Genomic DNA, 26,553 nt, shown 5'->3' on the forward strand with positions numbered 1-26,553 from the left:
CAAACCGCCGTCACGTTATGACATTCGCGCCAAGGTGAGGGGCGACACTAAACGCGCCGGCTTGTCGATTGCTCCCAATGCGCGAAGCGAATGCGCCCCTGCGTGCGGCCATGCAGCCTGGATACGATCGACGCTACCGTTTTCAGGGATGAAACTCAGTATCTGCGAAGTGAGCGACCGTGCTGAGATCAGCATGTTGCCCCACATCAGCCGCGCTTCCTTGAAGCGCTCATAGCTCGCGTTGTTCCGGAAGACCAGGAAAATGGTCAGCGCGATGCCAAAGAGTGTGAACGGGGCGGTATTGAGCGGTATCCTGACGCGTGCGTCTGCGACCTTGCCGGCAAGAGTAGACTAAGCTAGACTAAGTTCGTATCTCGGAGGAAATAATGCAGACGGTGAACATTCATGAGGCGAAAACGAACCTTTCGCGGCTCATCGAGGCGGTAGCGGACGGCGACGAGGTCGTGATTGCGAAGGCGGGCAAGCCCGTGGTCCGGATCGTGCCCTTCGACAAGCCAAAGAGCCCGCGGCGTCTTGGCGGACTGAAGGGGAAGATCCGCACGGCGGAAGACTTCGATGCCCCGCTCCCCGATGACCTGCTCGCGGCCTTCGAAGGACGGTAATGCGCATCCTGCTCGATACCCATGTTTTCCTCTGGGCGGTCACGAATGACCCGAAGTTGAGCAAGACCGCGGAGCGCCTGATCCTGGATGCCGAGGAGGTCTACATCAGCGCGGCCAGCATCTGGGAGATCTCCATCAAAGCTGGCCTCGACAAGATCGAAGTCGATGTCGACGAACTCATCACTGAAATTACCGCCGCAGGCTTTCGCGAGCTTCCAGTGGCGAACACGCATGCAGCCGCAGTGCGTCATCTGCCAAATCACCATCGAGATCCGTTTGACCGGCTGCTGATCGCCCAGGCGATCACCGAACCATTGCGACTGCTATCGGCAGACGAACACGTCTGGAAGTATTCCGACCTCGTCATTCGGGTTTAGGGTCCACAAAAAAGGAGCCTCAGCGGGGGCGGCAACGCCGGGGACGAGGACATCGGAGCGCTGCACTCAGTGTTTCCCCGAGATTGTCTGGACATTCACTTCCCTGAATAATCGCGCCCTCAGCCACCATCACGCATGACGCAGAAAGGGGTTGTTGTCCAGCGAATGAAAGGAGTCCGCATGTTTTGCTTCGAGTATGGGAAAGGGAATGTGTATGCGCAACTTGGTTTCGCAGACGCCGAAGAGATCCCGTTGAAAGCAGACATCGCGAAAGACATCACCCACCGTATCCGTGCCAGCGGGCTGAGATTATCGGAGGCCGCCAGGTTGCTCGATACGCCACAATCGGATCTGCTCCTGGCGCTAGCCGGGAAGCTCCAGTCCTTCCGCGCAGCAGAGCTACGGACTTGGCGGGATCGGCTCGGCAGTTCTGTGCAGTGATCACCGTCGCGGGTACTGATCCCCATTCCTGGCTTTCTGCAGACCAATCCGGTCCTGATGCGAGAGTCTGCTAAAGCCGGCATCACACTTCTCGACCAAACAGGCGCAACGCCGATAAGATCACGCTGCTCCAGCATTCTTATTGGTGCCTTGTATTCCTGAGCACGGCAACAGCCCGTACCCGGCCGCAGTGTTCAGCGATAATCGCTGCCGCACCGGACGCGGGCATTCGAATCACATGCCGGCATCCGGTACTCGAATCCGGAGAACCATATGCGTGACATCATCGACGGCTTCCTGCGCTTTCAGCGCGAGGTCTATCCGCAACGTGTCGAGCTCTTCAAACAGCTTGCAACCAGCCAAAACCCCAAGGCGCTGTTCGTGACCTGCTCGGACAGCCGCGTCGTGCCCGAGCTGCTCACCCAGCGTGAGCCCGGCGAACTGTTCGTCATTCGAAACGCGGGAAACATCGTCCCATCGTACGGGCCGGAACCCGGTGGCGTATCGGCAACCGTCGAATATGCGGTTGCCGTCCTCGGCGTGCATGACATCGTGATCTGCGGGCACTCCGACTGCGGTGCCATGGGCGCGATCTCGCGTTGCACTTGCCTTGACCATATGCCGGCGGTCGCAAACTGGCTGCGTCATTCCGATGCGGCCAAAGCCATCAATGCCGCGCACCAATTCGATACGCCTCGCGCCAAGCTTGACGGCCTGGTACGTGAAAACGTCATTGCACAACTGGCGAATCTGCGCACACATCCGTCCGTGGCACTTGCGCTCGAACAGGGACGCATGAATTTGCACGGCTGGGTCTACGACATTGAGACCGGTAGCATCGACGCGCTCGACGGCGCGACACGGCGCTTTGTGCCTCTTGCCGAGTCACCGACCACCGTCGCCGTCGCTTCGCGAACTTGCTGAGAAGGGGCAATGGCGAGTGATTGGACCCTGACACCTGAAGTTTGATGCCGGGCGCGGGCGCAGGCCCCAACCCGGCAGCGATGGAGAATCCACTTCAGATATTCGTGAACACTGCCTCCTTCGGCAGGCGCGACTTCGGCAGTCCGGCATTGAAGTCCTGTTCACTGCGGCGGCCCAGCGACACCAGTACGACGCTGGTCAGGCCACGCTCGCGCAGCTTGAGTGCCGCATCCAGCGCCGACGCGTCGAAGCCCTCCATCGGCGTCGCATCGATCCCCAGCATGCCAGCGCCCAGCAGCAGACCGCCCAGGGCAAGGTAGACCTGTTTTTCCATCCATTGCGGCACATCGCGCAGCGCGTAGCGATGCAAGTCCACATACGAACGCCGCGTCTTGTCCTGACCTTCTCGAGCGCCTTCAATCTTGAACCGGCCGTCGATTTCCTCCTGCGCCAGGATGGCGCGCAGATGCGCTTCATCCATGTCGGCACGCATGCACAGGGCGATCACGTGCGAGGCATCGACGATCTTCGGATGGTTGTAGGAAAACGTGCCCGTGGCCGCCTTGGCGATCGTCTCGCGTCCCTCTGGCGTCGACGCCACCACGAAATGCCACGGCTGCGAGTTGACCGACGACGGACTGTTGTGCAGCCACGCCAGCAGCATGTCGACCTGCTCCTGGGGCAAGGTCTTACCGCCTTCGTAAGCCTTGACGGTATGGCGGGAAAGGACGGCGTCAGTGAAATTCATATTCTGCTCCAGCGAATGTTCGGGAAATACGGGAAATCGTTCAGCTTCGTGCGTGTCGTCTAGCCGGGGGACGAGTTCGGCATTCTCGTCGCTGCGGCGTTGTCGAAAAACTGGGAAAATTCGGCAAGACTTTCACTATCAGAGTGAAAATGATCCGACTCGATGATCTGCAACTTTTTTTACGAACCGCAGCGCTTGGCAGCTTCTCGAATGCCGCGCGCGAGGCCGACCTGCTGCCTGGACAGGTCAGCGCTGCCATCCAGCGCCTGGAGAAGGAGCTCGACATCCGCCTGTTTGCACGGTCCACGCGCAGCCTGCGGCTCACTGCCGAGGGCGAGGAGTACCTGCCATATGCGGATGAGGTGCTGGCCAAGCTCAAGGAAGGCAGGGACCGCCTGCACGGCGAGCAGCGGGCATTGCAGGGCACGCTGAAGATCGCCGCCCCGTCAGACCTCGGCCGCAATATCCTGCTGCCGCTGCTGACCGCGTTCCGGGAATCCCACCCCAAACTTGTGCTCAGGCTGTCGCTGTCCGACCAGGTCTCCGATGTTTTCCGCGATCCGGTGGACGTCGCCTTCCGGTATGGCATGAACGAAAACGCTACCTATGTCGCCCTGCCCCTCGCGCCCGACAATCGCCGCGTGCTGGTGGCGTCCCCGGACTATCTTCGGCGCCACGGCCGGCCCGCATCGCTCGACGACTTGCTCGCGCACCAGTGCTTGCCATATGTGCTGGGCGGCCGGGTCCATGACCGTTGGAGCTTTCCCGTCGCCGGCGCCCGGCGGCAGATCACCATCAAGGGCACGCTGATGTGCGACGACGCGGAAATCGCGCGGCGCTGGGCACTTGATGGACGCGGCATCGCTTACAAGTCCTGGCTCGATGTCTGCGATGACGTCGAAGAAGGCCGGCTGGAACAGTTGCTACCTGACCAGCCGGGCGAGCGGGCACCCCTGAACCTGGTCTGCCCGCATCGCCGTCAGTTCTCGCCCGCAGTCAGGTACCTGCACGCCGCCCTGCTCGTCCCACTGATGGCCATGAGCGAACGGATGCCAGGCTATGCGCCGCCGACGGGCGGCTAGGGGCGGTTTCGACGAAACGGAACGTGCGCGACGTGGCCGAGCTCGCCGTCACGCTGAAGAAGGCCTTCCACCTCGCGCGCACCGGCCGGCCCGGCCCGGTGCTGGTTGATATCCCCAAGGATGTCGCGCTGGCCGCCGGCGTCTTCGACTACCCGGATACCATCGACATCCGTTCCTACCGCCCCGCGCTCGACGGTCATGAAGGCCAGATTCGCCACGCCGCGAAGCTGCTGCGCACGGCGCGCCGGCCCTATCTGTACGTCGGCGGCGGGGCCGTCGCGGCAGACGCGGCGGCCGAAGTGGCGGCACTGGCCCGGCTGGCCGACGCGCCGGTCACCACCACGCTGATGGCGCTCGGGTGCTTTCCCGCCGCGGACCCGCGCTTTGTCGGCATGCCGGGCATGCACGGCACCTACGAGGCCAACCGCGCGATGCAGGACTGCGACGTGCTCGTCGCCATCGGCGCGCGTTTCGACGACCGCGTGATCGGCAACGTGAAGAGCTTCGCCGCCACCCCGCGCGAGATCATTCATATCGACATCGATCCGGCCAGCATCGGCAAGCGCGTGAAGCCGACCGTGCCTATCGTCGGCGACGCCCGCCGCGTGCTGCGCAGCCTGCTCGCGCACCTGTCCGAAGCGCCGCCCGAGGCTGGCACCCGCGACGCCTGGTGGCGCGACATCGCCGCCTGGCGCGCGACGCAATGTCTCGCGTACGCGCGCGACGCGCAGCGCATCAAGCCGCAATTCGTGATCGAGACCTTGTGCGATATCGCCGGCGACGACGCCTTCATCTGCTCCGACGTCGGCCAGCACCAGATGTGGGCGGCCCAGCATTACCGCTTTGCGCGCCCGCGCCGCTGGATCAACTCGGGCGGCCTCGGCACGATGGGCGTCGGCCTGCCCTACGCGATGGGTGTCAAGCACCCCTTTCCGGACAGCGATGTCATCACCGTGACCGGCGACGGGTCGATCCAGATGTGCATCCAGGAACTGTCCACGTGCCGCCAGTACGACCTGCCCGTCAAGATCGTCTCGCTCAACAACGGCTACCTTGGCATGGTGCGGCAACTCCAGCACGTGGAGTACGAGCGCCGCTATTCGCAGTCCTACATGGAAGCCCTGCCCGATTTTCCCGCATTGGCCCGCGCCTACGGCCATGTCGGCATCCAGGTGAAGAAGCCGTCCGACGTGGAACCGGCCCTGCGCGAGGCGCTGGCCCAGAAGACCCGCACGGTGTTCCTCGACATCCACGTGGATGGCAGCGAGAACGTCTGGCCGATGATCCGTGGCGGACGCGGGCTCGACGAGATGCTGCTGCGCGAGACCGCGCTGGAACCGGTGCCGTCCAGTCATCCCTGAGGCGCACGCCTACCGCAAATGCCGCAGCGGCAGCGCCGTGCTGTACAGCACCTGCTTGAGCGCAAAGCTCGTGCGGATGCTGGCGACGCCGGGAATGCGCGTGATCTCGTCGACGATCAAACGCTCGACGCCCTGCACGTCGGGCAGCACGGCGCGGATCATGTAATCCGCGTCGCCCGTCATCAGATAGCACTCCATCACGTCGGGCAGCGCGCACACCGCGCGCTCGAAGGCGTCCAGGCCGGTACGCGCCTGCCGTTCGAGCGAAACATGGATGAACACATTGACGTTGAGGCCGAGCTTCTGCGGATCCAGCAGCGCCACGCGCTGGCGGATCAGGCCGCGCTCTTCCAGCGCGCGCACCCGCGTCAGGCACGGCGACGCCGACAGGTTGACGCGTTCGGCCAGCTGCACGTTGGTCAGGCTGGCGTCACGCTGGAGCGCGTCGAGAATCTTGAGGTGCGTGGCGTCGAGATCGGAAATGGACATGGCTGACGGACATCGGTAACGCGGGACAGTTTAAGCGAAACCGGCCCGCACTACCGTTCGATAGCGCGGACCTTGAGGCATGCCGGCAAGGGTGGCGCCGGGGGACTCAGCGGTTGGTCGCCTGAAACGTCACCTGCCGCCAGCCGCCGGCTTCGCGGCGCCGGGCTTGCGACGTCATCACGTCCATATCGATGCGCTGTCCGGTGGCGCGCATCTCGATCGCGCATCGACAGTCCCCCTCACCGAGTTCTTCCAGCAACAGGTAGTGTGCACCGGCACCTCTCGCGAACGCCACGCGCTGGCCCTTGAGTTGAGTGACGGAATGGATCGGAGAATCCTGCCTGACAACGATGGCCTGCGCGGAAGGTGAGGGTGCCTCGCTGGCGTAGTAGGTCAGATTCGCACCGGCGGCCAGCGCGAACGGCGGCACCGCATGTCTGGACGATCTGCCAGCGTACGCATGCTGGCAGGCGATGGGAACGAAGGAAGTCGGCTTAGCTTATGCGCCGCGCATGGAAGTGCCCGTTTGACCCGTGAAGCCTGGCCACGTTGGCGAACCCCTCCACTCGCCATCCTGCCGTCGTGCCAGCGCGGAGTTCCAGGCGTTTGACTGTCGCCCTGACGCAATCGGTTATCATTCCGCTTCTGCAAATTACGACCGGTAGAGTCGTTTAGAGGTGAATCGGGCACTTTGTGGCGAATTCACCCCCAAGTAACGTTTCGGATTTTTCGCTCGCCCGTTATCTACGCGCGACGCGAGACCGCTACTGTGGTCTGTCCAATCGTCAATCCGGTCAATCCCAGTATTTAATAATCCGTCCTCCAGACGGAAAGGGATATTATCGTTCCAAATTTATATCATTAAATTAAATCTAGCATGGATGTAAAAGAAGCAAAGTTTTTCGGTGAGCAATTCTATAAAAAAAATCTTATATTTATGGCAGCCGTTCCATTGGCATTGGCTGCTTGTGGCGGTGGCGGCGAAAATTCGACCCAGGCAGCGCCCACTCAAAATTCAACCATTCAAATCACTTCTCCGCAGAGTACCTCGACGACAGGATTCAATATCCTCGATCACCTGGATGCACTGAAGATTGCCACCGGACCATTCGCCGGCGCTTATCAGGTCGGCATCGGCAGCAACTATCTGAACTGGTATTTCGCAAATCTCGGGTTACTCCCGTTCATCAGGGAACGACCCAGTGAAGTCCGGAATTATATGAACGTCTATATCCGGAACGTAGACCGATCGAATTACACCATCAATGACGTAAAATTCGGCGGCGATACCAATTTACCCGTTGCATGTCCGGCAGACTCAAATGATTCGTATGCCTCGAGCTTCCTTTCGCTGGCGTCCGAATACCTGAAGGTCACTGGTGATGTCGCATGGTTCCGCGATAACCTGCCAGTCCTCAAATCCATTGCATACTCAAACCTCGCCGCGACGCAAAAGCCGAACGGGTTGATTCCGGTATTTCGGCGCGACTACGCACCCCCCACGGATCCGAGCTATTGTCCGGTCTTCAGGCAATCGGATATCGCGTACACCGAAGACAATACCGAGAACTACCGTGGCCTGGTCGACTTTGCCGCTGCCCTCGACTCGATTGGCGACGGCGATGCCGGTTACTACAGGCAAGTGGCCGCGTCGGTCTCGGCCGGCATGCAACAGTTGTCCAATGGAACCAACTTCTATGCGGCCGATGTTGAACAGACCGTCAATCCGGGCTTCTATCCCGGCACGGTCACCCAGGTCTTTCCGCAGTTGTACGACGTGCCGCTATCCGCGGATACCACAGCAACGCAAAACCGGTATGACATCGGTTATGCCTATTTGAACGAGCATGCGCCAACCTGGTCCACGCAGATCGAACCGGGCGCGAATTATCCGTGGATGCTGCTGGGTTATGTGGCGGCGAAACGGGGAGACAGGGCGCGGGCGCAACAGCAGATGGCTTTGCTCCGGGCCAACACTGGCGTGGCGATCATCAATGAAATCGGCTTCTACAAGCGCATTCTCGATACGGGCGTAAGCGAGAGCTGATTCCGTCCGCGTGCGGACCTCCACGTCTGTCGCATCCTCTGTCGCGATCGATTGGGGCATCGGCGTCACGCCCTCTCATTCCAAGGGCAACGCCGGTGTCGCCCCGCCCTGTTCCGCCGCCCTGGATGCATCCGCGTCGATCCAGACCCGCGTGGAGCCGCCCACGCGCGACAGCCGCATCTGGTAGGTATACCGCTCCGGGTGATATAGCCCGACCAGGTACTGAACGCGCCGGCCGTGCCGGTCCGTGGCGATGCGCGCGACGCGCAGCAGCGGCACCCCGGGCGTGATGCGCAGGATGCGCGCGACATCCAGGTCGGCCACGGCGGCGCCGAGGGTCTGGTCGGCGGACACGACATGGACGCCATGCTGTTCCAGCGCCACCAGCATCGGCGTGTCCTGCAGCGTATGGCGGTCGAGCGCACCGGCAAGGTCATCAGGAACGAAGACCTCGGTGTAGGCGATCGGCTGCGCCTTGAATTTGCGCACGCGCACGACCTTCAGCACGGGCGCGCCGGGCGGCAGGCCCAGCGCGGCGCTGACCGCAGGCGGCGCCGGCATGCGCTTCCATTGCAACACGGTCACGCGCGTGCGCATGCTGACGCTGACGATATTGTCGAGCAAGCCGCCCTGCACCGTGGCGGCGGACGCCTCATGCCGGAAAGTCGGCACCGTACCCTTGCCCCGCAGTCGGGCAACCATGCCCTCTTCCTGCAGCCGCGCCAGCGCGGAGCGCACGGTCACGCGCGCCACGCCGAATTCCTCGGCCAGCTGGCGCTCGCCTGGCAACGGCATGCCGGTCTCGTAATAGCCGCCGCGTATGCGGTCGCGCAGGATCAGGCGGACTTGCTGGAAGCGCGGCAGGTCGGGTCTGGCGTCGAAGGTCATCAGCGGCATGGAAGACTGCGGTGGCAAAACATGGCGCAACGGTACGCCCGTCGCACCGTCAGAGCAAGCCGCCCCGCGCCCTACTCGTACCGCTTGCCCAGCGCCAGCATCTCGGGCGTGCCGATCAGTTCGTTGAGGGCCTGGAACGACAGCATGCGGTCCAGGTAAGGCGTGGTGGTGTGGTGCGCGCCCAGGCTCTGCAGATAGTCGCGCAGCGCAAAGGCCAGCGCGCGCACGGTGCCGCCGGGAAAAATCACAACCCGGAAGCCGATCTCCTCCAGTTCCGGCGCGGCCAGCACCGGCGTCTTGCCGCCTTCGACCATATTGGCCAGCAGCGGCGCGCGCTGCCCCAGCCGGGCGATCGCCGCCGACATGTCGTCGCGGCTGCGTAGCGCTTCCACGAACAGCAGGTCCGCGCCGGCCTCGGCATAGCGCTCGGCACGTTCCAGCGCCGCTGCCATGCCCTCCACCGCCACCGCGTCGGTGCGCGCGATGATGAGCGTATTGGCGTCGCGGCGCGCGTCGCAGGCGGCGCGGATCTTGCCCGCCATCTCCGCTGCCGGAATCACCGTCTTGCCATCGAGGTGGCCGCAACGCTTGGGGCTCGCCTGGTCCTCGAGCTGGATCGCCGAGGCCCCGGCACGCTCGAGCGTGCGCACGGTCTGCACGACATTGAGCGCGTTGCCGAAACCAGTGTCGGCATCGACGATCAGCGGCAACGCCACGCGTTCGCGGATATTGCGCGTGACCGAGGCAACGTCGTCGAGCGACAGCAAGCCGATGTCCGGCCGGCCGAAGCGCGTATAGGCGATGCTGGCGCCCGACAGGTAGGCCGCCTCGAAGCCGGCCTGTTCCACCAGCAAGGCGGAAAAGGCGTCGTAGACGCCCGGGGCGGTGACGATGCGAGGCTGTTGCAGGCGCTGCTTGAAGGTCATGGTGTGGTTGTGGTCAGGGAAAGTTGGCCCGCCGCGATCTTGCGCGCCAGGTGCGGCACCAGCCCGCCGTCGCGGATCATGGCAATCAGGTGGGGCGGAATCGCCTCGCATTGCACCAGCGATGCGCCTTCGATGACCACCCGGGCGTTGTCGATATCGCAGGCAACGCGCTGTCCCGGCTTGATCTGCGGCAGCGTGGGGCAGATGAACAGGGGCAGGCCGAGGTTGAAGCCGTTGCGGTAGAACAGGCCCGCGAATGACTGCGCCACCACCGCAACCACGCCCAGGTGGCGCAGCACTTCGACCGCCTGCTCGCGCGAGGACCCCGCACCGAAATTGCGCCCGCCGAACACGATGTCGCCCGGGCGCACGGTAGCGGCGAACGTCGGGTCGACATGCTCCATGCAATGGCGTGCCAGTTCGCCGATGCCGAACTTCATGTAGGCGCCAGGTGCCAGCAGGTCAGTATTGATATCGTCGCCGAAGACCCAGGCGCGACCCGTTTCATGCGATGTAGCCAGGTTCACGCCAGCATCTCCCGTGGATCAGCAATGCGCCCCGCGATCGCCGAGGCGGCGACCGTGTAAGGCGAACCAAGAAAGACCTGCGACGAGGCGGCGCCCATGCGTCCCTTGAAATTACGCGCCGTGGCGCTGATCACCACGGTGTCTTCGCCAAAGCGGTGTTCGCCGTAGCCGGCGCACGCGCCACAGGCGTTCGGCAGCAATTCGGCGCCTGCGTCGACCAGCGCGGCAAGCGTGCCTTCGCGCGCCGCCTGGGCCTGGTCGGCGGCGCTGGCGGGCGCCACCAGCAGTCGCGTATCGCGTGCCACGCGCTGGCCCCGGAGTACCTCCGCGGCCATGCGCAGGTCGTCGAGCTTGGCACCGGTGCAGGCGCCGATATAGGCGATGTCGATGGCCACATTACCCAGGGTGTCGACGTCCCCGGCGTCGGCCGGCGTATGCGGCCGCGACACCTGCGGCGCGAGCGCGGCAGCGTCGAAGTCATGCGTGGCCAGGTACTCGGCGCCGGCATCGGAAGTCCATCGCGCCAGCTCGATGGCTTCGTCCTCGACCCCGGCGGCGCGCAACCAGTCGCGCGTGACCGCGTCCGGCGCGACCAGGCCGACCTGGGCGCCAAGCTCGGCGGTCATGTTGGACAGTGTCATGCGCTCCTGCATCGACAACGCCGCCACGGCAGCGCCCGTGTATTCCACAGCCTGGTACTGGCCGCCGTCCATGCCGAACTGCGTGCACATGCGCAGCATCATGTCCTTGGCGGAGACGCCCGCGGCCAGCCGGCCGTGCCACTGCATGCGGATGGTCTCGGGCACGCGCACCCAGATCTCGCCGGTTACCAGCACGCCGAGCATCTCGGTGGCGCCGATGCCGAACATATAGGCGCCGAACGCGCCGCCGGTCGATGAATGGCTGTCGCCGCCCACCGCAAACATGCCGGGGCGCAGATAGCCTTTCTGCGGCACCACCACGTGGCAGATGCCTTCCATGTCATGGAAGCGCGCCACGCCGGTTTCCCTGACCCAGTCGCGCGCGATCTGCACGATCCTCTGGCTGTCGGGGTCATGCGCCGGCACGTAATGATCGGTGACGACCACTACCCTGGACGGGTCCCAGACGCGCGCGCCGATCTTCTCCAGCAGCGGCTGCACCCGGCGCGGACCGCCCGAGTCGTGCATCATCGCCAGATCCACGCGGCAGGTGGCAATCTCTCCCGGCGTGACGTGCGTGCGGCCCGCCGCGCGCGCCAGCAGCTTCTGCGCCAGGGTCTGCGGCGCGTCCTGTACTGAATCCCGCGCCATCATTCCACCCGCGTGCCAGACGCCTGGATCACCTTGGCCCAATGCTGGATATCGCTGCGCACAAACTGTGCGAACGCCTGTGGCGTCATGCTGACGGCGCCGGCCGCCTCGGCCTCCATGCGCTGCTTGTAGGCAGGATCCTCCACCGCGATCTTGACCGCGCGATAAAGCTGGTCGGTAGTGGCCTGCGGCAGCTTCGCGGGCCCGAACAGCCCGAACCACGCCGATGACTCGAAGCCCTTGACGGTGCTGCCAATCGCCGGCACGCCCGGGAACTGCGCCAGCGGCTGCTTGCTGCTGACGCCCAGGATCTTCAGCGTGCCGGATTTGACGTGCGGCAGCACATTGACGGTGCTGGCGAACATCAGGTCCACGGTGCCGGCCAGCAGGTCGGTCAGCGCCGGATTGGTGCCCTTGTAGGGAATGTTGAGAATATCCGTGCCGGTCTGCTGCTTGAACTGCTCGCTGGCCAGATGCAGCGACGAACCTTGCGCGCCGATGGCAAAGCTGAGCTTGCCGGGATTGCGCTTGGCGTAATCGATCAGGCCCGCGGTGTTGTCGAATGGCGCGTTCTTGCGCGCCACCAGCACGCTCGGCACACGCGCGACCATCGTGATCGGCGTGAAGTCCCTGACCGCGTCGAACGGCAGGTTCTTGTACAGCGACGCGTTGATGGTATGGCCGGTGAAACTCATCAGCAGCGTGGAACCGTCCGGTGCGCTGCGCGCCACGTACTGCGCGGCGATATTGCCGCCGGCGCCGGGCTTGTTGTCGACCACCACGCTGCGATGGAGCGTTTCCCCCATCGAGCGGGCAATCAAACGCGCCAGTGAATCGGTGGTACCGCCCGCCGGGCTGCCGACCACGATCGTGATCGGCTTGTCCGCGGCGGCCTGCACGGCGGATGCGATCGTGGCGAGGGTAGCCAGCGCAGCGCCGGCCAGTAATTGTCTTCTGCTCAGGGGCATATCGGTCTCCACCGCTGTCTTGTCTGCTTCAGGGGCAGTCCGACTGTATGCCCGGCCGCCGGGCCGTTCAATGGAACCGGGTGGTCCTGTCTACCGGACCAGTGCGGCCAGGGCACACCGGGAAGGCATGGAGCGATCTGTGCACCTGATGAAGTCCGCTGGCGCGACCGCCACCTCAGGCTAGCGGCCTTTACCACACCACGGCAGCAGGCCGTGCACGGATGTGAAACCTCGGATCAGCCGCCGACCAGCGCCTTGGTGGCCAGGTACAGCACCGACGGTCCCAGCAGGCACCCCAGCCCCGTGTGGAACGTGGCCACCAGCGCGCCATAGGGCACGAGCCGGCGATCGGTGGCCGCCAGGCCGGCCGATACGCCGCTGACCGTACCTGCCAGCCCACCGAACACCATCGCGGCGCGCGGGTTGTTCAGTCCGAGGAAGCCGGCGGCGAACGGCGTGCCGACCATCACGATGATGGCCTTGATGAGCCCGGTGGCAATCGACAGCGCAATCACGTCGGAGCTGGCGCCCAGCGCCGCGCCGGTCACGGGGCCGACGATATAGGTCACCGCGCCGGCGCCGATGGTCGTCATGCTGACGGCATCGCTGTAGCCGAATGCCCGCGCCACCAGCGCGCCGACGATAAACGGCACCACGGTCCCGAGCAACAGCGACACGGCACCCACCATGCCCGCCTTGCGGGCCTCGCGCACCTGCACCTCGAAGGCGGTGGCGACGATGGCAAAGTCCCGCAGCATGGCACCGCCCATCAGGCCGATGCCCGAGAACAGCGCGAAGTCGGCCAGTCCTTTTTCCTTGCCGGTCACCACGCCGCCGTAGTACGCCAGCGCCAGGCCGATCATGATGGCGATGGCCGAGGCATGCAGGCGCCCTTTCGTGAGCCGCTTCGATATCTGCGAAGACACCCACATCACGATGCCTACGGTGGCAAATGCCGTTACCAGGCCGTTGTGGAGCAGGACGTTGTCGAACATCGTGGCCGGGGAAGCGATAGTCATGGCGATCTCCTGGCTTATCGGGAAACGGCTTCGGCCGGCAGCGGCGGCAGCGGCTCGTGGTCGCCGGAGCGGCTGAGCAGCGCAATCAGGCAGGCACAGGCCGCCGCCGACAGGATGGCCGCCAGCAATGCGACCGGGCCGCCACGCAGCGCGGCCACCACATTCTGCTGCGCGGCCATCGCCACGACCACGGGGATATACATCGCTCCCCAGAAGCCCACACCGGCCTCCGTCTCTTTCGGCATCAGGCCCCGGTCATGCAGGTAAAGCCGCAGGAATATCAGCAGCAGCATGGCGATGCCCACGCCGCCGACGTTGGACTTCACGCCGATGGCGGCGCCCAGCAAGTCGCCGAGATACAGGCCCACCAGATGGCAGATGGCCAGTAATGCGGTGCCGTAGATGATCATGGTTGTCTCCGGTTGGCGTTTTAGGCACCGCATGTCGCGGAGCCGGTCATTTGCACACAACTCTAGGAACCGCGCGGGCCGGCATCAATCAACCAGCAACGCCCGATCATTACGGTACGGTTAAGCATTTTGATCGGCGGCCCCCTCCGGAAGCACATTTTTCCGATCGGCTTGCACGCCACCGGTACCACCAAAGACGTGCCGTCTCCCTATCCGGCGCCATGCCTGTCCCTTCCTTAATACAACTATCGCCGCCTTACATTCAATACAGGGGATTACACCGAGGCCGCCCTCTCCCGCGCCAAATACATCACGTCGTGATGTATTTCGTAAGGTTCCCGCAAGCCGCCTGAAAGCCCATTGCAAGACATCGCTTGTAGATTTGCCTGACCCGCATGCGCGGGCACCGAAGGAGACACACGATGTGCGATCACACTATGCAGCGCCCACCGCAGGGCTGCCGGGGGGCCGACCAATGAGCCAGGCCCTACGCTTCAAGAAGGACTATTACGGCGGCGCCCTGATGGTGCTGACCGGGCTGGCAGCGGTACTTGCCGGACTGCAGTACCACACTGGCACGCTCAGCCATATGGGCCCGGGCTTCTTCCCCGTGGCCATTGGCACGCTGCTGACCTTGGTTGGCGTGCTGATCGCCATGTCCGCCCGCAATGAGCCTGCGCCATCGGCGCAAGCCGAACAGGCGTCGGGACATGGGCACAGCCATGCGGCGCCCGACCTGCGCGGCACGGTCTGCATCGTGCTGGGCACGCTCGCGTTCCTGCTGTTCGGCGTCTATGGCGGCATGATTCCGGCGACCTTTGCCATCGTCTTCATTTCGGCGCTCGGTGACCGCAGCAACAACGTCAAGCAGGCTGCCGGCCTGGCCGTGGCGATGTGCGTGATCGCGGCCGTGGTGTTCTCCTGGCTGCTGCAGATCCAGCTGCCGCTGTTTATCTGGGGAAGGTGAAGCCATGGTATCGAATGCTCTGCATGACCTCTGGTTCGGCTTCGGCGTCGCGTTCCAGGGCAGCAACCTGATGTGGTCGTTTTTCGGCGTGCTGGTCGGCAACCTGATCGGCGTGCTGCCCGGCATGGGCGCGCTCTCCGCCATTTCGATCCTGTTGCCGCTGACGTACGCGATGCATCCGGTGCCCGCCATCCTGATGCTGGCCGGCATCTTCTATGGCTCGCAATATGGCGGCGCGATTGGCGCCATCCTGCTCAACCTGCCCTCGCATCCGCCGCACGCCGTGACGTGCCTCGACGGGTATCCGATGACGCGTGCCGGCAAGGGCGGCACGGCGCTGGGCATCACCATGATCTGCTCGTTCTTTGCCGCGTCGGTGGGCATCCTGGTGATGATCTTCGCATCGCCGTTGCTGACCGCTATCGCGTTCAAGTTCGGCCCCGCGGAGATTTTCTCCATCATGCTGCTCGGGCTGCTGGCGGGGTCGACGATGTCGCGCGGGTCGCCGCTCAAGGGCGTGGCGATGACGTTGTTCGGCTTGCTCTGCGGCGTGGTGGGGACGGACGTCAATACCGGCACGTTCCGCTTTGCGATGGGCATTCCCGAACTGAGCGACGGACTCGAACTGGTTGCCATCGCCATGGGCCTGTTCGGCGTGGCGGACTTCATCCTCAACGTCAACCGCATGAAGACGGTGACCAGCAACGCCAAGCTGCGCATCCGCGACATGCGTCCGAGCCTGGCCGAGCTGAAGCAGGCGTTCTGGCCGATGGTGCGGGGCACCGGCGTGGGTACGCTGTTCGGCGCCATGCCAGGTACCGGCCCGACGATCACGACCTTCGTGGCCTATGCGCTGGAGCGCAAGATCTCGAAGTCGCCCGAGAAATTCGGCACGGGCATGATCGCCGGCGTGGCCGCGCCGGAGGCATCGTCGCATTCGAAGACGCAGGTGGACTTCATCCCGACGATGAGCCTCGGCATTCCCGGCGATGCGGTGATGGCACTGATCCTGGGCGCGCTGATGATCCAGGGCATCGCCCCGGGCCCGCAGCTGATCAGCGATCACCCGGACATCTTCTGGGGCCTGATTGCCAGCTTCTGGATCGGCAACGTCATCCTGATGATCCTGAACGTGCCGATGATCGGCGTGTGGGTGAAGCTGCTGCAGGTGCCCTACCGCTACCTGTTCCCGTCGGCCATGTTCTTTATCGCCGTGGGCGTGTTCAGCACGCAAAGCAGCCTGTTCCAGATCTGGGAAGTCCTGGCCTTTGGCCTGATCGGGGCGTTGCTGATGTACCTGAACTTCTCGGTGGCGCCGATCCTGCTGGGCTTCGTGCTCGGGCCGATGGTCGAGGAGAACTTCCGCCGCGCGTTGCTGCTGTCGCGCGGCGACCTGGCGGTGTTCGTGGAACGGCCGATCAGCTGCGTGTTCGTGGTGATCTCCGCGCTGCTGGTGATCGCGGTCACGTGGTCCGCATGGCGCGCGCGCGGTGGCAAGAAGGCGCCGGTGGTCGAGGTGCCGGATGCCGGGCTGGCGGTGAACGAGTAATGGCGGCCGACTGAACGGAAGCGCTGAGACGCAAGCCCCGGCAGACCAGGTCTTCCGGGGCTTTGCTTTTACGAAGCCGATTCTGTCTAAAGACCTTTTAGAATCCCGCACGCCGGCATGAACAGGGGCCGCCTTTACTCAAGGCTGACGTTCGCCTTCTTGACGAGGCGGGCATAGCGCTCGGCTTCGCTGCGGAAGTACTTCGCCGCTTCCTCCGGCGTGCCGGGCTTGACGCTGGTCGCTTGCCGCTTCATGGCTTCGACCACTTCCGGGCTGGTAAAGGCGGTGGCGAAGGCGTCGTGCACGCGCTTCACGTCAGCCGGCTTCATGCCCGCGGGGCCGATCACGGCGAACCAGCCTTCGACGTTGTAGTGCGGCAGGCCCTGCTCGGCGATGGTCGGGATATCGGGCGCCGCCGGCGACCGGACCTCGCCGCCGAGACCGATGGCGCGCAACTGGCCGGACTTCAGGTAGGGCTGCACGGCGTTCAGCGCGACCACGCCCAGGTCGACCTGTCCCCCGAGCAGGTCGGTAATCATGGGACCGGTGCCCTTGTAAGGAACGTGGTGTGCCTTGACGCCGGCCTCGCTCAGGAACATTTCCCCCGCAAGGTGGATGATGGTGCCGTTGCCGGACGATGCGAAGTTGAAGCTGTCCGGCTTCGCCTTCATCAGCGCCACCAGCTCCTTGACGTCTTTCGCCGGAATCTTCGGATTCACGACCAGGACCAGCGGCGTGGCGCCCAGCACGCTGATCGGCGTCACGTCCTTGATTGCGTCGAACGGCATCGACTTGAAGATGCTCGGATTGATCACGTGGTTGTTGGAGACCAGGCCGAGCGTGGTGCCATCGGGGGACGCCTTGACCACGGCCGATGCCCCCGTGATGCCGCCCGCGCCCGGCAGGTTCTCGATGACCACGGGCTGGCCCAGGGTCTTGCCGAGTGCCGGGGCCGCAGCACGGGCGATAGTGTCGACGCCGGACCCGGCGCTGATCGGCAGGATCAGCCGCACCGGCTTGCCGCTCTGCGCCATGGCAAACGTACTGGTCAGGCTCGCCGATGCGGCGGCCACGGCAAGCAAGCGGAGCACCATGCGCCGGATGCGGTTGGGGGTGTTGTACATCGTTGTCTCCTTTTGTTTTATCGCGCGGAAAGGCTGTTTGCTCAGCGTTGGGGCGCCGCACTGCCCAGCGCCCCAAGAACCTCCTCGTTGTGCTCCCCCGCCCTCGGCAGCGGCCGGCGCACGCCGGGACGACGCCCGCCCATCGTCAACGGCAGCAGCACCGTCGGCGCGATGGAGCCATCGTCCACCTGCATCGGCACCAGGCCGCCGCTGGCCGTCAGGTGCGGGTCGTCGAGCAACTGATCTGGACGCATGATCGGCGCGTACGGGATGCCCGCCGCTTCAAGCCTGGGCGACAACTCAGCAGGGGCGTGGTGCTGCAGGATGGCACCCAGCTCTTCCAGCAAGCCCGGCCGCACGGCCACGCGCGACGCGTTGTCCGCGTACTCGGGTCGGGCTGCCAGTTCCGGGTGCCCAAGTACCTTGCACAGCGTGACGAACTGCTTGTCGCTGACCGCGCCAATGAAGAGTTGTTCGCCGCCGGCCAGGGTGAAGACGTCGTACACACTCCAGGCCGACACGCGCGACGGCATCGGCGGCGGCACTTCGCCGGTCATGTCGAACTGCTGCATGTGCTGCGAAGCAAGGAACACGCAGTTCTCGAACAACGCGCTCTGGATCTCCTGGCCCTTGCCGGTGGCATCGCGCTCGCGCAGCGCGGCTAGCACGCCGATGGCGCCGAACATGCCGCCCATGATGTCGTTGACTGAAGTACCGGCACGCAGCGGCCGCCCTTGCGGGCCAGTCATGTACGACAGGCCGCCCATCATCTGCACGACTTCGTCCAGCGCCAGGCGGTTTTCGTAAGGCCCCGGCAGGAAGCCCTTGTGCGAGACATAGATCAGGTGCGGGTACCGCTCCGACAACGTCGCGAAGTCGAGCCCGAGCTTCTGCATCAGGCCAGGGCGGAAGTTCTCCAGCAGCACATCGCACTGGCCGGCGAGTTCGGCGGCGGCGGCACGGCCTTCTTCCGTGGTGATATCGATCACCACGCTTTTCTTGTTGCGGTTGAAGGCGCGAAAGAAGCCGATGCCGAGGCCCGGGAGGTTACGTGTCTTGTCGCCGCCGGGCGGTTCGACCTTGATGACCTCGGCCCCGAGGTCGGCCAGGATCATCCCGCAGGTCGGGCCCATCACCATGTGCGTGAATTCGACCACGCGGACACCGGCGAGCGGCAAATGATCGGCGTCTTGCTGGACGGCGGGCTTCATGTCGTGTTGCATTGCTTTGTCTCCCTCCTTCAGGCCGGCGCAAGAACGGGCGCGGCGGCGTATGTCCTCGGCAGGCCGGTACGCCAGAGCGTGCCGTGCAGCGTCTCGCCGGCCAGCCAGCCGGCCACCCGTTCGCGCAGGGCCAGCAGCTTGCCGATGTCGATGCCAGTGTCGATGCCCATGCTGCCGAGCATGTAGGCGAGGTCTTCGCTCGCCACGTTGCCGCTGGCACCGGGCGCATGCGGGCAGCCTCCGATGCCGGCGAGGCAAGCGTCGAAGCGGGTGACGCCCGACTGGAGCGCGGCAAAGACGTTGGCGAGTCCCAGGCCGCGCGTGTCGTGGAAATGACCGCACCAGAAGCGGTCGCCGGCGATGGCGATGGCGCGCGAGAACAGCTCGCTCACCATGGCCGGATCGGCATAGCCAACGGTGTCGGCAAGACTAACGCGGTCGGCACCGGCATCGAGCAGGGCCTGCATCAGCCGTAGCACCTCCTCCGGGTCGACCCGGCCCTGGAGCGTGCAGCCGAACGCGGTACCCACACCGCCTTCGATCAGGGCCTTCGAGCCGGCGGCATCGCGCGCGGCGCGGATACGTGCCACTTCCGCGACCACTTCGTCAGGCGTCTTGCGCAGGTTGGCCACGCTGTGTGCATGACTGGCGGACAGCGGCACGATCAGCAGGTCGGCACCGCTCGCGATGGCGTTCTCGGCCCCGCGCAGGTTTGGCACCAGCACGGAAACGAACAGTTCAGGCAAACCCCTGGCAAACGCCACCAGTTCGGCGGTGTCGGCCAACTGCGGCAGCAAGCGCGCCGGGACGAAGGAACCGACTTCAATCTCCCGCTGGCCAGCGGCGTGGGCATCGCGGATCCAGGTCTTCTTCTGCTCCGTTGTCAGGATGGTCCGGATGCTTTGGAGGCCGTCACGGAGACCGACTTCGCGGATCACGGCGCGGGTGGGATAGTTGGCTGTCATGGCACAAGGACTGGGGAAACGTGGGACGGAGCCGCGCAGTGCACGGGCGACGGAACAACTTTATGGCTTGCCACAGCCAAAGAACAGCGATCATTCGTGCACGTCGTCGTTCCCAAACGGAAAGTCTCCGGGCATTCCGGAAATACGCCATTTCGGCGCTGGAACAGGATTAAGATTCCGGCTTGGAAAATCTCGGCAGCCCCCCATGCGAGACCTCGACCTGACCACCCTCCGCTTATTCGTCGCCGTCTGCGAGACGCAGAACATGGCCCGTGCCGGCGAGCAGCAGAACATCGTCGCATCAGCCATCAGCAAGCGGCTGGCACAACTGGAGGAAACCGTAGGCGCCACGCTGCTGGAACGCCGGCGGCGCGGCGTCATCCCCACCGCGGCGGGAGACATGGTCCTGGCCCACGCGCGCGCCATGTTGGCGGCCGCGGACCGGGTCGCGCGCGACATGGCGGACTACGGTTCGGGCATACGTGGCCAGGTCCGTCTTCTTGCCACGGTCTCTTCCATGGCCGAGTCCCTGCCGGACGACATTGCCGCCTTCCTGCAGATGCCGGCACATCGGGATGTCGGGGTCAGCATCGAGGAGGGGCTTAGCACGGAGATCGTGCGGTCGCTGCGCGAAGGGTCCGCGCCGCTTGGCATCTGCTGGGATGCGGCCGATCTGGAAGGTTTCGAGACGCGGCCCTATCGCAGCGATCACCTTGCCGCGGTGGTCCAGGTTTCACACCCTCTGGCCAAGGCGGAGTCTTGCGATTTCGCGCAGACACTGGAATACGACCACGTTGGCATGCCGGCGCAGACAGCCGTGCAGACCATGCTGACGCGCCACGCAGCCATCCTGAATCGCCAGATCCGCTATCGCGCGGTGGTATCGACCTTCGATGCCGCGCTGCGCTGCGTGCGCGCCAACCTGGGCATCGCCATTCTCCCGGCGGAGATCGCCCGTCCCATCGCATCGGCGTTGAACGTCCGCGTGGTTCCCCTGCGGGACGGTTGGGCGCGGCGCCGGTTCGCCATCTGCTTCCGGCAGTTCTCGCTGCTATCGCCCACGGCGCAGTTGCTCGTGGCGCATCTGGAGACGGCCGCTGCCGCAGTCGAAGGGCCTGGCGTCACGTCAAGGACGCCGGCGCCAAAGGCCCGAGGCAGAGGGAAACGTCCGCCTCGCTCCTAGCGGCGGAGAACAACTGTTGCCGGCGCCCCGGCTATGCCCTGCTCTCCCCCGAAGCCCCGGCCTGCCGGCGCGCGGCGCCGCTTGCGGCCCGGCTTTCCTTCGGGCTGCAACCGAACTGCGTGTGATACCAGCGCGAGAACCCACTCGGTGCGGAAAAGCCGAGCAGCGTCGCCACCTCGGTCAACGGTCGATCGCTCTCGATGACATGGCGCGTCGCAAGCTCGATGCGGATGTCGTTGACGATCGACGAGAAGCTCCGGCCCTGCTCCGCCAGCCGGCGCTGGACCGTGCGGCATACCACGCCCATGTGTTCGGCCACCTGCTCGATGCTGCAGCGCCCGCTGGGCAATAGCAGCGGAATTGTGCGCCGTACGTCTTCCAGCATGGTTGACTGCTGCGGCACGCCGGAATCGTCGATCAGCCGCTGTGCGTAGCGCACCATGGCCGGATCGGCCCAGGGATTGCGCGCGTCCAGATCGGCCTTTGCGCAGACAATGCCGTTGAAGTCACAGTCGAACTGGACGTAAGGGCCGAAAAACCGCTGGTGGGCACTGAGATCGACCGGCGCGGCGTGCTCGAAGCACACGCGTTGCGGCTGCCAGTCCGGCCGGAGGAGCTGGCGTATCAGCCGCACCATGACCCCAAGCGCCAGTTCCACCCGCTGGCGGGTCGGCTGATTGGGGTTGCCGGCGATCAGCGCTTCACGAATGATGACCAGTTCGCCACATTCCTCGACCCCGAGCGACTGCGCACCATTGAGCATCGGCTGGTAGCGCATCAACATGCCGAGCGCGTCGCGCAGCGTGGCCTGGTCGCGGACCAGCATGCCCACCGCGCCGAGATTGGACAACAGGCGCGATTCGGCCATGCACAGCCCGAAACTCTCATTGCCCGACAGGGTCGCGGATGCCTGGAGCAGGCGCCCGAAACGCTCGACCGGAATCATCAGGTCCGGCTCGTGCAGCACGCTTGGACTGATCCCTGCGTCCATCATCATCCGCTCCGGATTCAACCCGGCGGCACGAGCCACCTCGCTGTAGTTGGTGAGGGCCGCGGCGCGGACAAGTAACGACATCAGGGACCACGCAGAAAGTTGACGGCTCATGATAAATGGCTGTCACGTATTGTCAATTGACGATAACCCGTGCGCTTCGAGCGCCATGCGTGTCGTAGAAAGCCAAGTTCACGGCGTGCAAGGCCAAGCGGAAAATGTCGCCACGACGGATCATCCGGGAGTGCAAATCAAGAACCGGTCGAACGCGATGCAGCCTCCCTTGCATGCGGTCGGCACCGTAGGAGACTGGAAATGAAGATCAGGCAAATCACCCCCGCCATCGGGGCCGAGATTTCTGGCGTCAACCTCGGCGACGCGGCGCGCGATCCGGCGCTCTTCGCCGAGATCAAGGCGGCGCTGCTCAAGCACCGGGTCCTGTTCTTTCGCAAGCAGGAAATCACGCGCGCTGACCACGTGGCCTTCGCGCGCTGCTTCGGCGAACTGGAAGACCACCCTGTTGCCGGCAGTGTTCCCGAACACCCGGGGCTGGTGAAGGTCTACCGCAGCGACAACCCGCACAGCTACGAGAACAGCTATCACTGCGACGGCCTCTGGCGTCCCAACCCGGCCATGGGGGCCGTGCTGCGCTGTATCGAGTGCCCCGAAATCGGCGGCGACACCATCTGGGTCAACATGGTGAAGGCGTACGAGGAACTGCCGGAGGAGATCAAGAAGAAAATCGACGGCCTGCGCGCCAGGGCCAGCATCGAGCACAGCTTCGGTGCCGTCATGACGCCGGAGAACCGCGCCAAACTGGCCAAGGACCATCCGCCGGTGGAGCATCCGGTGGTACGCACCCATCCGGAAACCGGCGAGAAGATCCTGTTCGTCGGCGCGTCGTTCACGACGCACTTCACCAACTACAGCACCCCGGAAAACGTCCGCTACGGCATCGACAAGTCGCCCGGCGGCCCGCTGCTCCTGCAATACCTGAACAGCCGCGCCACCATTCCCGAGTACCAGGTACGCTGGTCCTGGCAGGAAGGCGACGTTGCGATCTGGGACAACCGCTGCACGCAGCACTACGCCCTCAACGACTACTTCCCGGCACCTCGCAAGCTGGAGCGCGCCGGCATCATCGGCGATATCCCCTACTGATGTGCTGGCGGGGAGCGCCATGCGGCTTCCCTGCTGAATTTGACCGGCGCATCGTGAAGGCGATCTGGTATGAAAGACAGGGGGCGGCGGCCGAGGTACTGATCTTCGGCGACCTCCCCACCCCCCAACCCGCGCCTGGCGAAGTCCGCGTGCGGCTCCACGCGTCGGGCGTCAACCCGGCCGACGCCAACCGTCGTGCGGGGCGCATGCATGGCGGCATGGAATTCCCGCGCATCATTCCGAACAGCGATGGCGCGGGCGTGATCGACAGGATCGGGGATGGCGTCGATCGCAAGCTGCTGGGATCGCGTGTCTGGGTGCATTTCGGACAGCGCGGGCGCGCCTTTGGCACGGCAGCCCAGTACATCTGCCTGCCGCACGCGTTGACGTCACCGCTGCCCGCGCATCTCGACTTCGCCCAGGGCGCCTGCCTGGGCATCCCCGCAATGACCGCCTATGTCAGCCTGTTCCAGCGTGGAGCGATCCGGGGCAAGTTCGTCCTCGTGACTGGCGGTGCCGGGGCTGTCGGGCACTATGCGGTGCAGCTCGCCAAGTGGGGCGGTGCGCATGTCATTGCCACCACCAGTGCGGGGCCCAAGGCGGCCCATGCCAGACTCGGTGGCGCTGACGTAGTGGTTGACTACACGGCAGCTGAAGCCGCGCAGCGGATCCTGGATGCCACCGAGGGACACGGCGTTGACCACATCGTCGATGTCAATGCGGTGGACAATGCAAGGCTTTGCCTCGAGGTCGCCGCCAATCAGGCCCAGTGGATCTCGTATGCCAGCGGCGCACCGCTCCCGGAACTTCCATTGGTCACGCTGATCCGCAAGAATCTCTGCCTGCAGGGCCTCTATCTGCCGGGATTGCCCTACGAGATGCGCCGGATTGCCCAGGAAGGACTGAGGCGATGGATGAACGACGTCCCCGACGCCATTCATGCTGTAGACAGCGTCTTCGACTTGCGCGATACGGTGAAGGCGCATCTGGCGGTCGAAGCCGGCACCAAGCTGGGCACGGTCGTGGTCCGGTGCGATACGGAATAGTCGCACGGCAACGTTAAGCGGAAGCGCGAACAGGGCGGACACTTGTCCGCCCATGTCACCCTGCAGCCCTGAACGTCGACACGGACAGAGCACGGCTGATCAATCGAGCCGGATCCCCGCATCGGCCGCGATCTTCGCCCAGACCTGCATGTCGCGGCCGACGATGTCGCCGAACTGCACCGTGGTTTTCACGGGCGGCGGCGCGAAGTTCATGGTGTGCATCATGGTGGCGAGCTCAGGGGATTTCTGGACCTTGTTGACTTCATCGGCCAGCCGCTTCACGATCGCCGGATCGGTTCCCGCAGGCGCGAACATGCCGAACCAGCCCACGGCATCGAACTTATAGCCCTGTTCCGTCATGGTCTTGACGTCTGGGAACTGGGGCGCGCGCGAGTTGCCTGCAATGGCGATGGCGCGGACCTTTCCTGAACGAAGGAAGGGGACGGGTGCGCCGGGGTCGGTCCAGCCGATCGTCAACACCCCGGCGGAAAGGTCCGTCAACAGCTGATTCGAAGTCCGGTACGGGACGTGAGCGGTTACCATGCCCGTCTGCTTCTTGAGCCACTCCATCATCAGTTGCCCCGAAGACCCCGCCGACCAGGTACCGTAGGTGTACTTGTCCGGATTGGCCTTCAGCAGCTTGACGAGGTCCGGCAGGCTGTGGACCGGAAGGTCACTGTTGACCAGCAGCATCACGCCACCCTCGGCCGTCTCGGCAATGGGCACCAGGCTCTTCTTCGGATCATAAGGAATGGTCTTCAGTACCGCCGGGGCGATGACCATGTTCGTTGCCGTGGTGTAGAGGATCGTGTATCCATCAGCCGGCGCCTTGATCACCGCGCTGGTGCCAATCACGCCACCGGCGCCCGGCCGGTTGTCGACCACGACCGGCTGCTTAAGGGCCACCGACAGGCGTTGCGCCATCACGCGTGCCAGGGCATCGGTTCCCGATCCTGCCGACGACGCCACGATCATCTGGATCGGGCGCGAAGGCCAGGCGCCATCCTGCGCCTGCGCTGAAGCGCACAACGTCAGCAACGCACCCGCGCCCAGTGTGGCCGCAACCAGCTTCTTCAATCGAAATGCCATTGTCATCCTCCATGTACCCGGTCTGTAGCCAATCGGTCTGGCCCGCTCGCTTTACCTCAGGCCGCCATGTTTTCCTGCTTGCGCAGGAATCCCTGGTGGCCACCATTGCGATTGGGCGCGAAGCCGTTGGCCTGAAGCGTTTCTTCCACGGTGTCGTAGAAGACGCCGAGCTTCAGGATTTCCCGCGTCTGCTGCGCGGTCGCGATAGGCCGGCCGAATTCGCCGGCGATGCGCACCAGTTGCTTGATCTGCTCGACCGTGCTCATCTTTCCCGTGCGGGTCTGGTTCCACAGCACGTCTTCGATGCCGCACCGCACGTGCAGGCCCAGGGCCATGCCGATCATGTTGATGGGCAGCACATTCAGCACCGAACTCTCCACCGTCAGCACGGCGCCATCCGGCACGGCACGGAGCATGTTGGCCAGGTTGTAGATGTTCGCTTGGTCCATGCCGCCGCTGATCGCCACCCAGTTCATCACCAGCGGCCCCTTGTAGACGCCGCGGCGAATCATCCGCTCGATCGTTTCGAAGCTGTTGATGTTGTAGCACTGGAATTCGCTCTGGATTCCGGCGGCGGTCAGGCGCCGGATATGCTCCTCGGCCCAGCTGGGGTTCGAGGGCACGACCATGTCCTTGTAGGTGTCGTAGAGGTGCGGGAAGCCACGCGATACCCCCTTGAAGTCGTCGACGCCGGCGTGCTCCGTCACGTTCATCTGCGCCGTATTGACGGTCACCGTCACCTGGTCGGGTTTCGGATCGAGTTCGGCCAGCATATGGCGCGTGTCATCGTCCAGCCATTTGGCGGCCTGGCCCTCTTCGGGAGCGAAGCTGATCGAGCCGCCCACCTGGATGACCATTTCCGGACAGGCTTTGCGCACGCCGGCGATCAGCTCGTTGAACGTGGACAGGCGCTTGCTGCCCTTGCCGTCGGCTTCGCGCACATGCAGGTGCAGCACGCGCGCACCGGCTTCGTAGCAATCCACCGCCTTCTGGATCTGGTCCTCCATCGTGACGGGGATATCCTCCGGGAAGTCGGAGGGAATCCAGCCCGGCGCATAGGGCGCGGCGGTGATGATCAGGGGCTGCTGGTTCTCGGGATACAGGTGGCCGTCAAGGAAGTTCAT

At 64.5% G+C, this 26,553-nt stretch carries 26 protein-coding genes and 3 pseudogenes; 12 read left to right on the forward strand and 17 right to left on the reverse strand.

Annotated features, from left to right (window positions below; genetic code table 11):
• Positions 1-111: 111 nt before the first annotated feature.
• A pseudogene (locus ACIGJB_RS23095) lies at positions 112-315 on the reverse strand (hypothetical protein); the annotation flags it as partial.
• A gap of 71 nt (positions 316-386) precedes the next feature.
• Here ACIGJB_RS23095 and ACIGJB_RS23100 point away from each other — a divergent pair.
• From ACIGJB_RS23100 to ACIGJB_RS23115, 4 genes are all read left to right on the forward strand, one after another.
• Complete coding sequence (locus ACIGJB_RS23100) at positions 387-623, forward strand: type II toxin-antitoxin system Phd/YefM family antitoxin (RefSeq protein ID WP_483734593.1); 237 nt, start codon at positions 387-389, stop codon at positions 621-623.
• Positions 623-1,000: a type II toxin-antitoxin system VapC family toxin gene (locus tag ACIGJB_RS23105; protein WP_483734594.1), complete on the forward strand. Its 378-nt coding sequence runs from the start codon at positions 623-625 to the stop codon at positions 998-1,000. The genes ACIGJB_RS23100 and ACIGJB_RS23105 overlap by 1 nt, the downstream gene beginning before the upstream one ends.
• 180 nt (positions 1,001-1,180) lie before the next feature.
• Positions 1,181-1,441 carry an XRE family transcriptional regulator gene (locus ACIGJB_RS23110; RefSeq protein WP_483734595.1) on the forward strand — a complete coding sequence of 87 codons (261 nt, stop codon included), beginning with the start codon at positions 1,181-1,183 and terminating at the stop codon, positions 1,439-1,441.
• 273 nt (positions 1,442-1,714) lie between these two features.
• On the forward strand, positions 1,715-2,365 hold the full coding sequence (locus tag ACIGJB_RS23115) for a carbonic anhydrase (protein ID WP_483734596.1): 651 nt from the start codon (positions 1,715-1,717) through the stop codon (positions 2,363-2,365).
• Between the two features lie 94 nt (positions 2,366-2,459).
• On the opposite strand, the gene nfsB is transcribed toward ACIGJB_RS23115, so the two are convergent.
• A complete protein-coding gene (gene nfsB, locus ACIGJB_RS23120; RefSeq protein WP_483734597.1) occupies positions 2,460-3,113 on the reverse strand; it encodes an oxygen-insensitive NAD(P)H nitroreductase in 654 nt (217 codons plus the stop codon).
• Positions 3,114-3,262: 149 nt separating this feature from the next.
• Here nfsB and ACIGJB_RS23125 point away from each other — a divergent pair, with 149 nt between their 5' ends.
• Together ACIGJB_RS23125 and ilvB are read left to right on the forward strand one after the other, a co-directional pair.
• A complete protein-coding gene (locus ACIGJB_RS23125; RefSeq protein WP_483734598.1) occupies positions 3,263-4,195 on the forward strand; it encodes a LysR family transcriptional regulator in 933 nt (310 codons plus the stop codon).
• 23 nt (positions 4,196-4,218) lie between these two features.
• A pseudogene (ilvB, locus tag ACIGJB_RS23130) lies at positions 4,219-5,556 on the forward strand (biosynthetic-type acetolactate synthase large subunit); the annotation flags it as partial.
• Positions 5,557-5,565: 9 nt separating this feature from the next.
• Here the strand turns inward: ilvB and ACIGJB_RS23135 are convergent.
• Both ACIGJB_RS23135 and ACIGJB_RS23140 read right to left on the reverse strand, forming a co-directional pair.
• Positions 5,566-6,045, reverse strand: a complete 480-nt coding sequence (locus tag ACIGJB_RS23135) for an Lrp/AsnC family transcriptional regulator (RefSeq protein ID WP_483734599.1) — start codon at positions 6,043-6,045, stop codon at positions 5,566-5,568.
• Between the two features lie 218 nt (positions 6,046-6,263).
• Positions 6,264-6,478, reverse strand: a pseudogene (locus ACIGJB_RS23140) (aliphatic sulfonate ABC transporter substrate-binding protein); the annotation flags it as partial.
• Positions 6,479-6,922: 444 nt separating this feature from the next.
• Here ACIGJB_RS23140 and ACIGJB_RS23145 point away from each other — a divergent pair.
• Complete coding sequence (locus tag ACIGJB_RS23145; protein ID WP_483734600.1) at positions 6,923-8,092, forward strand: hypothetical protein; 1,170 nt, start codon at positions 6,923-6,925, stop codon at positions 8,090-8,092.
• A gap of 75 nt (positions 8,093-8,167) precedes the next feature.
• Here ACIGJB_RS23145 and ACIGJB_RS23150 read toward each other — a convergent pair whose 3' ends face one another.
• From ACIGJB_RS23150 to madL, 7 genes are all read right to left on the reverse strand, one after another.
• Entirely contained in the window at positions 8,168-8,989 is an 822-nt protein-coding gene (locus ACIGJB_RS23150) for a GntR family transcriptional regulator (protein ID WP_483734601.1), read from the reverse strand.
• 71 nt (positions 8,990-9,060) lie between these two features.
• Positions 9,061-9,915 (reverse strand): isocitrate lyase/PEP mutase family protein, encoded by an 855-nt coding sequence (locus tag ACIGJB_RS23155; protein ID WP_483734602.1) that lies wholly within the window; start codon positions 9,913-9,915, stop codon positions 9,061-9,063.
• Entirely contained in the window at positions 9,912-10,442 is a 531-nt protein-coding gene (locus ACIGJB_RS23160; protein WP_483734603.1) for a LeuD/DmdB family oxidoreductase small subunit, read from the reverse strand. The genes ACIGJB_RS23155 and ACIGJB_RS23160 overlap by 4 nt, the downstream gene beginning before the upstream one ends.
• The gene (locus tag ACIGJB_RS23165) at positions 10,439-11,737 is read right to left on the reverse strand and encodes a 3-isopropylmalate dehydratase large subunit (protein WP_483734604.1); all 1,299 of its coding nucleotides are present in this window, start codon (positions 11,735-11,737) and stop codon (positions 10,439-10,441) included. Before ACIGJB_RS23165 ends, ACIGJB_RS23160 begins: the two co-directional genes overlap by 4 nt.
• Positions 11,734-12,702: a Bug family tripartite tricarboxylate transporter substrate binding protein gene (locus ACIGJB_RS23170; protein ID WP_483734605.1), complete on the reverse strand. Its 969-nt coding sequence runs from the start codon at positions 12,700-12,702 to the stop codon at positions 11,734-11,736. The genes ACIGJB_RS23165 and ACIGJB_RS23170 overlap by 4 nt, the downstream gene beginning before the upstream one ends.
• A gap of 236 nt (positions 12,703-12,938) precedes the next feature.
• Complete coding sequence (madM, locus tag ACIGJB_RS23175; protein WP_483711697.1) at positions 12,939-13,721, reverse strand: malonate transporter subunit MadM; 783 nt, start codon at positions 13,719-13,721, stop codon at positions 12,939-12,941.
• 14 nt (positions 13,722-13,735) lie between these two features.
• Positions 13,736-14,131, reverse strand: coding sequence for a malonate transporter subunit MadL (madL, locus tag ACIGJB_RS23180; RefSeq protein ID WP_483734606.1), 396 nt, complete (start codon positions 14,129-14,131; stop codon positions 13,736-13,738).
• Positions 14,132-14,606: 475 nt separating this feature from the next.
• Between madL and ACIGJB_RS23185 the strand changes: the two genes are divergently transcribed.
• A complete protein-coding gene (locus tag ACIGJB_RS23185; protein ID WP_483734607.1) occupies positions 14,607-15,098 on the forward strand; it encodes a tripartite tricarboxylate transporter TctB family protein in 492 nt (163 codons plus the stop codon).
• Positions 15,099-15,102: 4 nt separating this feature from the next.
• Positions 15,103-16,647: a tripartite tricarboxylate transporter permease gene (locus ACIGJB_RS23190; protein ID WP_483734608.1), complete on the forward strand. Its 1,545-nt coding sequence runs from the start codon at positions 15,103-15,105 to the stop codon at positions 16,645-16,647.
• Positions 16,648-16,781: 134 nt separating this feature from the next.
• Here the strand turns inward: ACIGJB_RS23190 and ACIGJB_RS23195 are convergent, their stop codons facing one another.
• Genes ACIGJB_RS23195 through ACIGJB_RS23205 form a run of 3 tightly spaced genes read right to left on the reverse strand, consistent with a single transcriptional unit; the run spans position 16,782 to position 19,959 of the window.
• Positions 16,782-17,771 (reverse strand): tripartite tricarboxylate transporter substrate binding protein, encoded by a 990-nt coding sequence (locus ACIGJB_RS23195; protein WP_483734609.1) that lies wholly within the window; start codon positions 17,769-17,771, stop codon positions 16,782-16,784.
• A 41-nt stretch (positions 17,772-17,812) separates the two neighbouring features.
• Positions 17,813-18,994, reverse strand: coding sequence for a CaiB/BaiF CoA transferase family protein (locus ACIGJB_RS23200; protein ID WP_483734610.1), 1,182 nt, complete (start codon positions 18,992-18,994; stop codon positions 17,813-17,815).
• A gap of 17 nt (positions 18,995-19,011) precedes the next feature.
• Positions 19,012-19,959: a hydroxymethylglutaryl-CoA lyase gene (locus ACIGJB_RS23205; protein ID WP_483734611.1), complete on the reverse strand. Its 948-nt coding sequence runs from the start codon at positions 19,957-19,959 to the stop codon at positions 19,012-19,014.
• Positions 19,960-20,164: 205 nt separating this feature from the next.
• Here ACIGJB_RS23205 and ACIGJB_RS23210 point away from each other — a divergent pair, with 205 nt between their 5' ends.
• Positions 20,165-21,142, forward strand: coding sequence for a LysR family transcriptional regulator (locus ACIGJB_RS23210; protein WP_483734612.1), 978 nt, complete (start codon positions 20,165-20,167; stop codon positions 21,140-21,142).
• A gap of 31 nt (positions 21,143-21,173) precedes the next feature.
• Here the strand turns inward: ACIGJB_RS23210 and ACIGJB_RS23215 are convergent, their stop codons facing one another.
• Positions 21,174-22,217, reverse strand: coding sequence for an AraC family transcriptional regulator (locus ACIGJB_RS23215; RefSeq protein WP_483734772.1), 1,044 nt, complete (start codon positions 22,215-22,217; stop codon positions 21,174-21,176).
• 231 nt (positions 22,218-22,448) lie between these two features.
• Here ACIGJB_RS23215 and ACIGJB_RS23220 point away from each other — a divergent pair, with 231 nt between their 5' ends.
• Positions 22,449-23,294, forward strand: coding sequence for a TauD/TfdA dioxygenase family protein (locus tag ACIGJB_RS23220; RefSeq protein WP_483734613.1), 846 nt, complete (start codon positions 22,449-22,451; stop codon positions 23,292-23,294).
• Between the two features lie 53 nt (positions 23,295-23,347).
• Positions 23,348-24,340, forward strand: a complete 993-nt coding sequence (locus ACIGJB_RS23225) for an NADPH:quinone reductase (protein ID WP_483734614.1) — start codon at positions 23,348-23,350, stop codon at positions 24,338-24,340.
• 99 nt (positions 24,341-24,439) lie between these two features.
• Here ACIGJB_RS23225 and ACIGJB_RS23230 read toward each other — a convergent pair whose 3' ends face one another.
• Together ACIGJB_RS23230 and ACIGJB_RS23235 are read right to left on the reverse strand one after the other, a co-directional pair.
• Entirely contained in the window at positions 24,440-25,429 is a 990-nt protein-coding gene (locus ACIGJB_RS23230; protein ID WP_483734615.1) for a Bug family tripartite tricarboxylate transporter substrate binding protein, read from the reverse strand.
• Between the two features lie 56 nt (positions 25,430-25,485).
• Positions 25,486-26,553 carry a beta-keto acid cleavage family enzyme gene (locus tag ACIGJB_RS23235; RefSeq protein WP_483734616.1) on the reverse strand — a complete coding sequence of 356 codons (1,068 nt, stop codon included), beginning with the start codon at positions 26,551-26,553 and terminating at the stop codon, positions 25,486-25,488.

Source organism: Cupriavidus sp. C2SS-8b, assembly GCF_057073745.1.

Coding starts and splice junctions, on each gene's coding strand:
- ACIGJB_RS23125 (WP_483734598.1), top strand. CDS start 3,263: ATGATCCGACTCGATGATCTGCAACTTTTTTTACGAACCGCAGCGCTT.
- ACIGJB_RS23200 (WP_483734610.1), bottom strand. CDS start 18,994: ATGCAACACGACATGAAGCCCGCCGTCCAGCAAGACGCCGATCATTTG.
- madM (WP_483711697.1), bottom strand. CDS start 13,721: ATGACTATCGCTTCCCCGGCCACGATGTTCGACAACGTCCTGCTCCAC.
- ACIGJB_RS23155 (WP_483734602.1), bottom strand. CDS start 9,915: ATGACCTTCAAGCAGCGCCTGCAACAGCCTCGCATCGTCACCGCCCCG.
- ACIGJB_RS23105 (WP_483734594.1), top strand. CDS start 623: ATGCGCATCCTGCTCGATACCCATGTTTTCCTCTGGGCGGTCACGAAT.
- ACIGJB_RS23220 (WP_483734613.1), top strand. CDS start 22,449: ATGAAGATCAGGCAAATCACCCCCGCCATCGGGGCCGAGATTTCTGGC.
- ACIGJB_RS23230 (WP_483734615.1), bottom strand. CDS start 25,429: ATGGCATTTCGATTGAAGAAGCTGGTTGCGGCCACACTGGGCGCGGGT.
- ACIGJB_RS23135 (WP_483734599.1), bottom strand. CDS start 6,045: ATGTCCATTTCCGATCTCGACGCCACGCACCTCAAGATTCTCGACGCG.
- ACIGJB_RS23100 (WP_483734593.1), top strand. CDS start 387: ATGCAGACGGTGAACATTCATGAGGCGAAAACGAACCTTTCGCGGCTC.
- ACIGJB_RS23195 (WP_483734609.1), bottom strand. CDS start 17,771: ATGTACAACACCCCCAACCGCATCCGGCGCATGGTGCTCCGCTTGCTT.
- ACIGJB_RS23185 (WP_483734607.1), top strand. CDS start 14,607: ATGAGCCAGGCCCTACGCTTCAAGAAGGACTATTACGGCGGCGCCCTG.
- ACIGJB_RS23150 (WP_483734601.1), bottom strand. CDS start 8,989: ATGCCGCTGATGACCTTCGACGCCAGACCCGACCTGCCGCGCTTCCAG.
- ACIGJB_RS23145 (WP_483734600.1), top strand. CDS start 6,923: ATGGATGTAAAAGAAGCAAAGTTTTTCGGTGAGCAATTCTATAAAAAA.
- nfsB (WP_483734597.1), bottom strand. CDS start 3,113: ATGAATTTCACTGACGCCGTCCTTTCCCGCCATACCGTCAAGGCTTAC.
- ACIGJB_RS23190 (WP_483734608.1), top strand. CDS start 15,103: ATGGTATCGAATGCTCTGCATGACCTCTGGTTCGGCTTCGGCGTCGCG.
- ACIGJB_RS23110 (WP_483734595.1), top strand. CDS start 1,181: ATGTTTTGCTTCGAGTATGGGAAAGGGAATGTGTATGCGCAACTTGGT.
- ACIGJB_RS23215 (WP_483734772.1), bottom strand. CDS start 22,217: ATGTCGTTACTTGTCCGCGCCGCGGCCCTCACCAACTACAGCGAGGTG.
- ACIGJB_RS23115 (WP_483734596.1), top strand. CDS start 1,715: ATGCGTGACATCATCGACGGCTTCCTGCGCTTTCAGCGCGAGGTCTAT.
- ACIGJB_RS23205 (WP_483734611.1), bottom strand. CDS start 19,959: ATGACAGCCAACTATCCCACCCGCGCCGTGATCCGCGAAGTCGGTCTC.
- ACIGJB_RS23210 (WP_483734612.1), top strand. CDS start 20,165: ATGCGAGACCTCGACCTGACCACCCTCCGCTTATTCGTCGCCGTCTGC.
- ACIGJB_RS23235 (WP_483734616.1), bottom strand. CDS start 26,553: ATGAACTTCCTTGACGGCCACCTGTATCCCGAGAACCAGCAGCCCCTG.
- ACIGJB_RS23165 (WP_483734604.1), bottom strand. CDS start 11,737: ATGATGGCGCGGGATTCAGTACAGGACGCGCCGCAGACCCTGGCGCAG.
- ACIGJB_RS23170 (WP_483734605.1), bottom strand. CDS start 12,702: ATGCCCCTGAGCAGAAGACAATTACTGGCCGGCGCTGCGCTGGCTACC.
- madL (WP_483734606.1), bottom strand. CDS start 14,131: ATGATCATCTACGGCACCGCATTACTGGCCATCTGCCATCTGGTGGGC.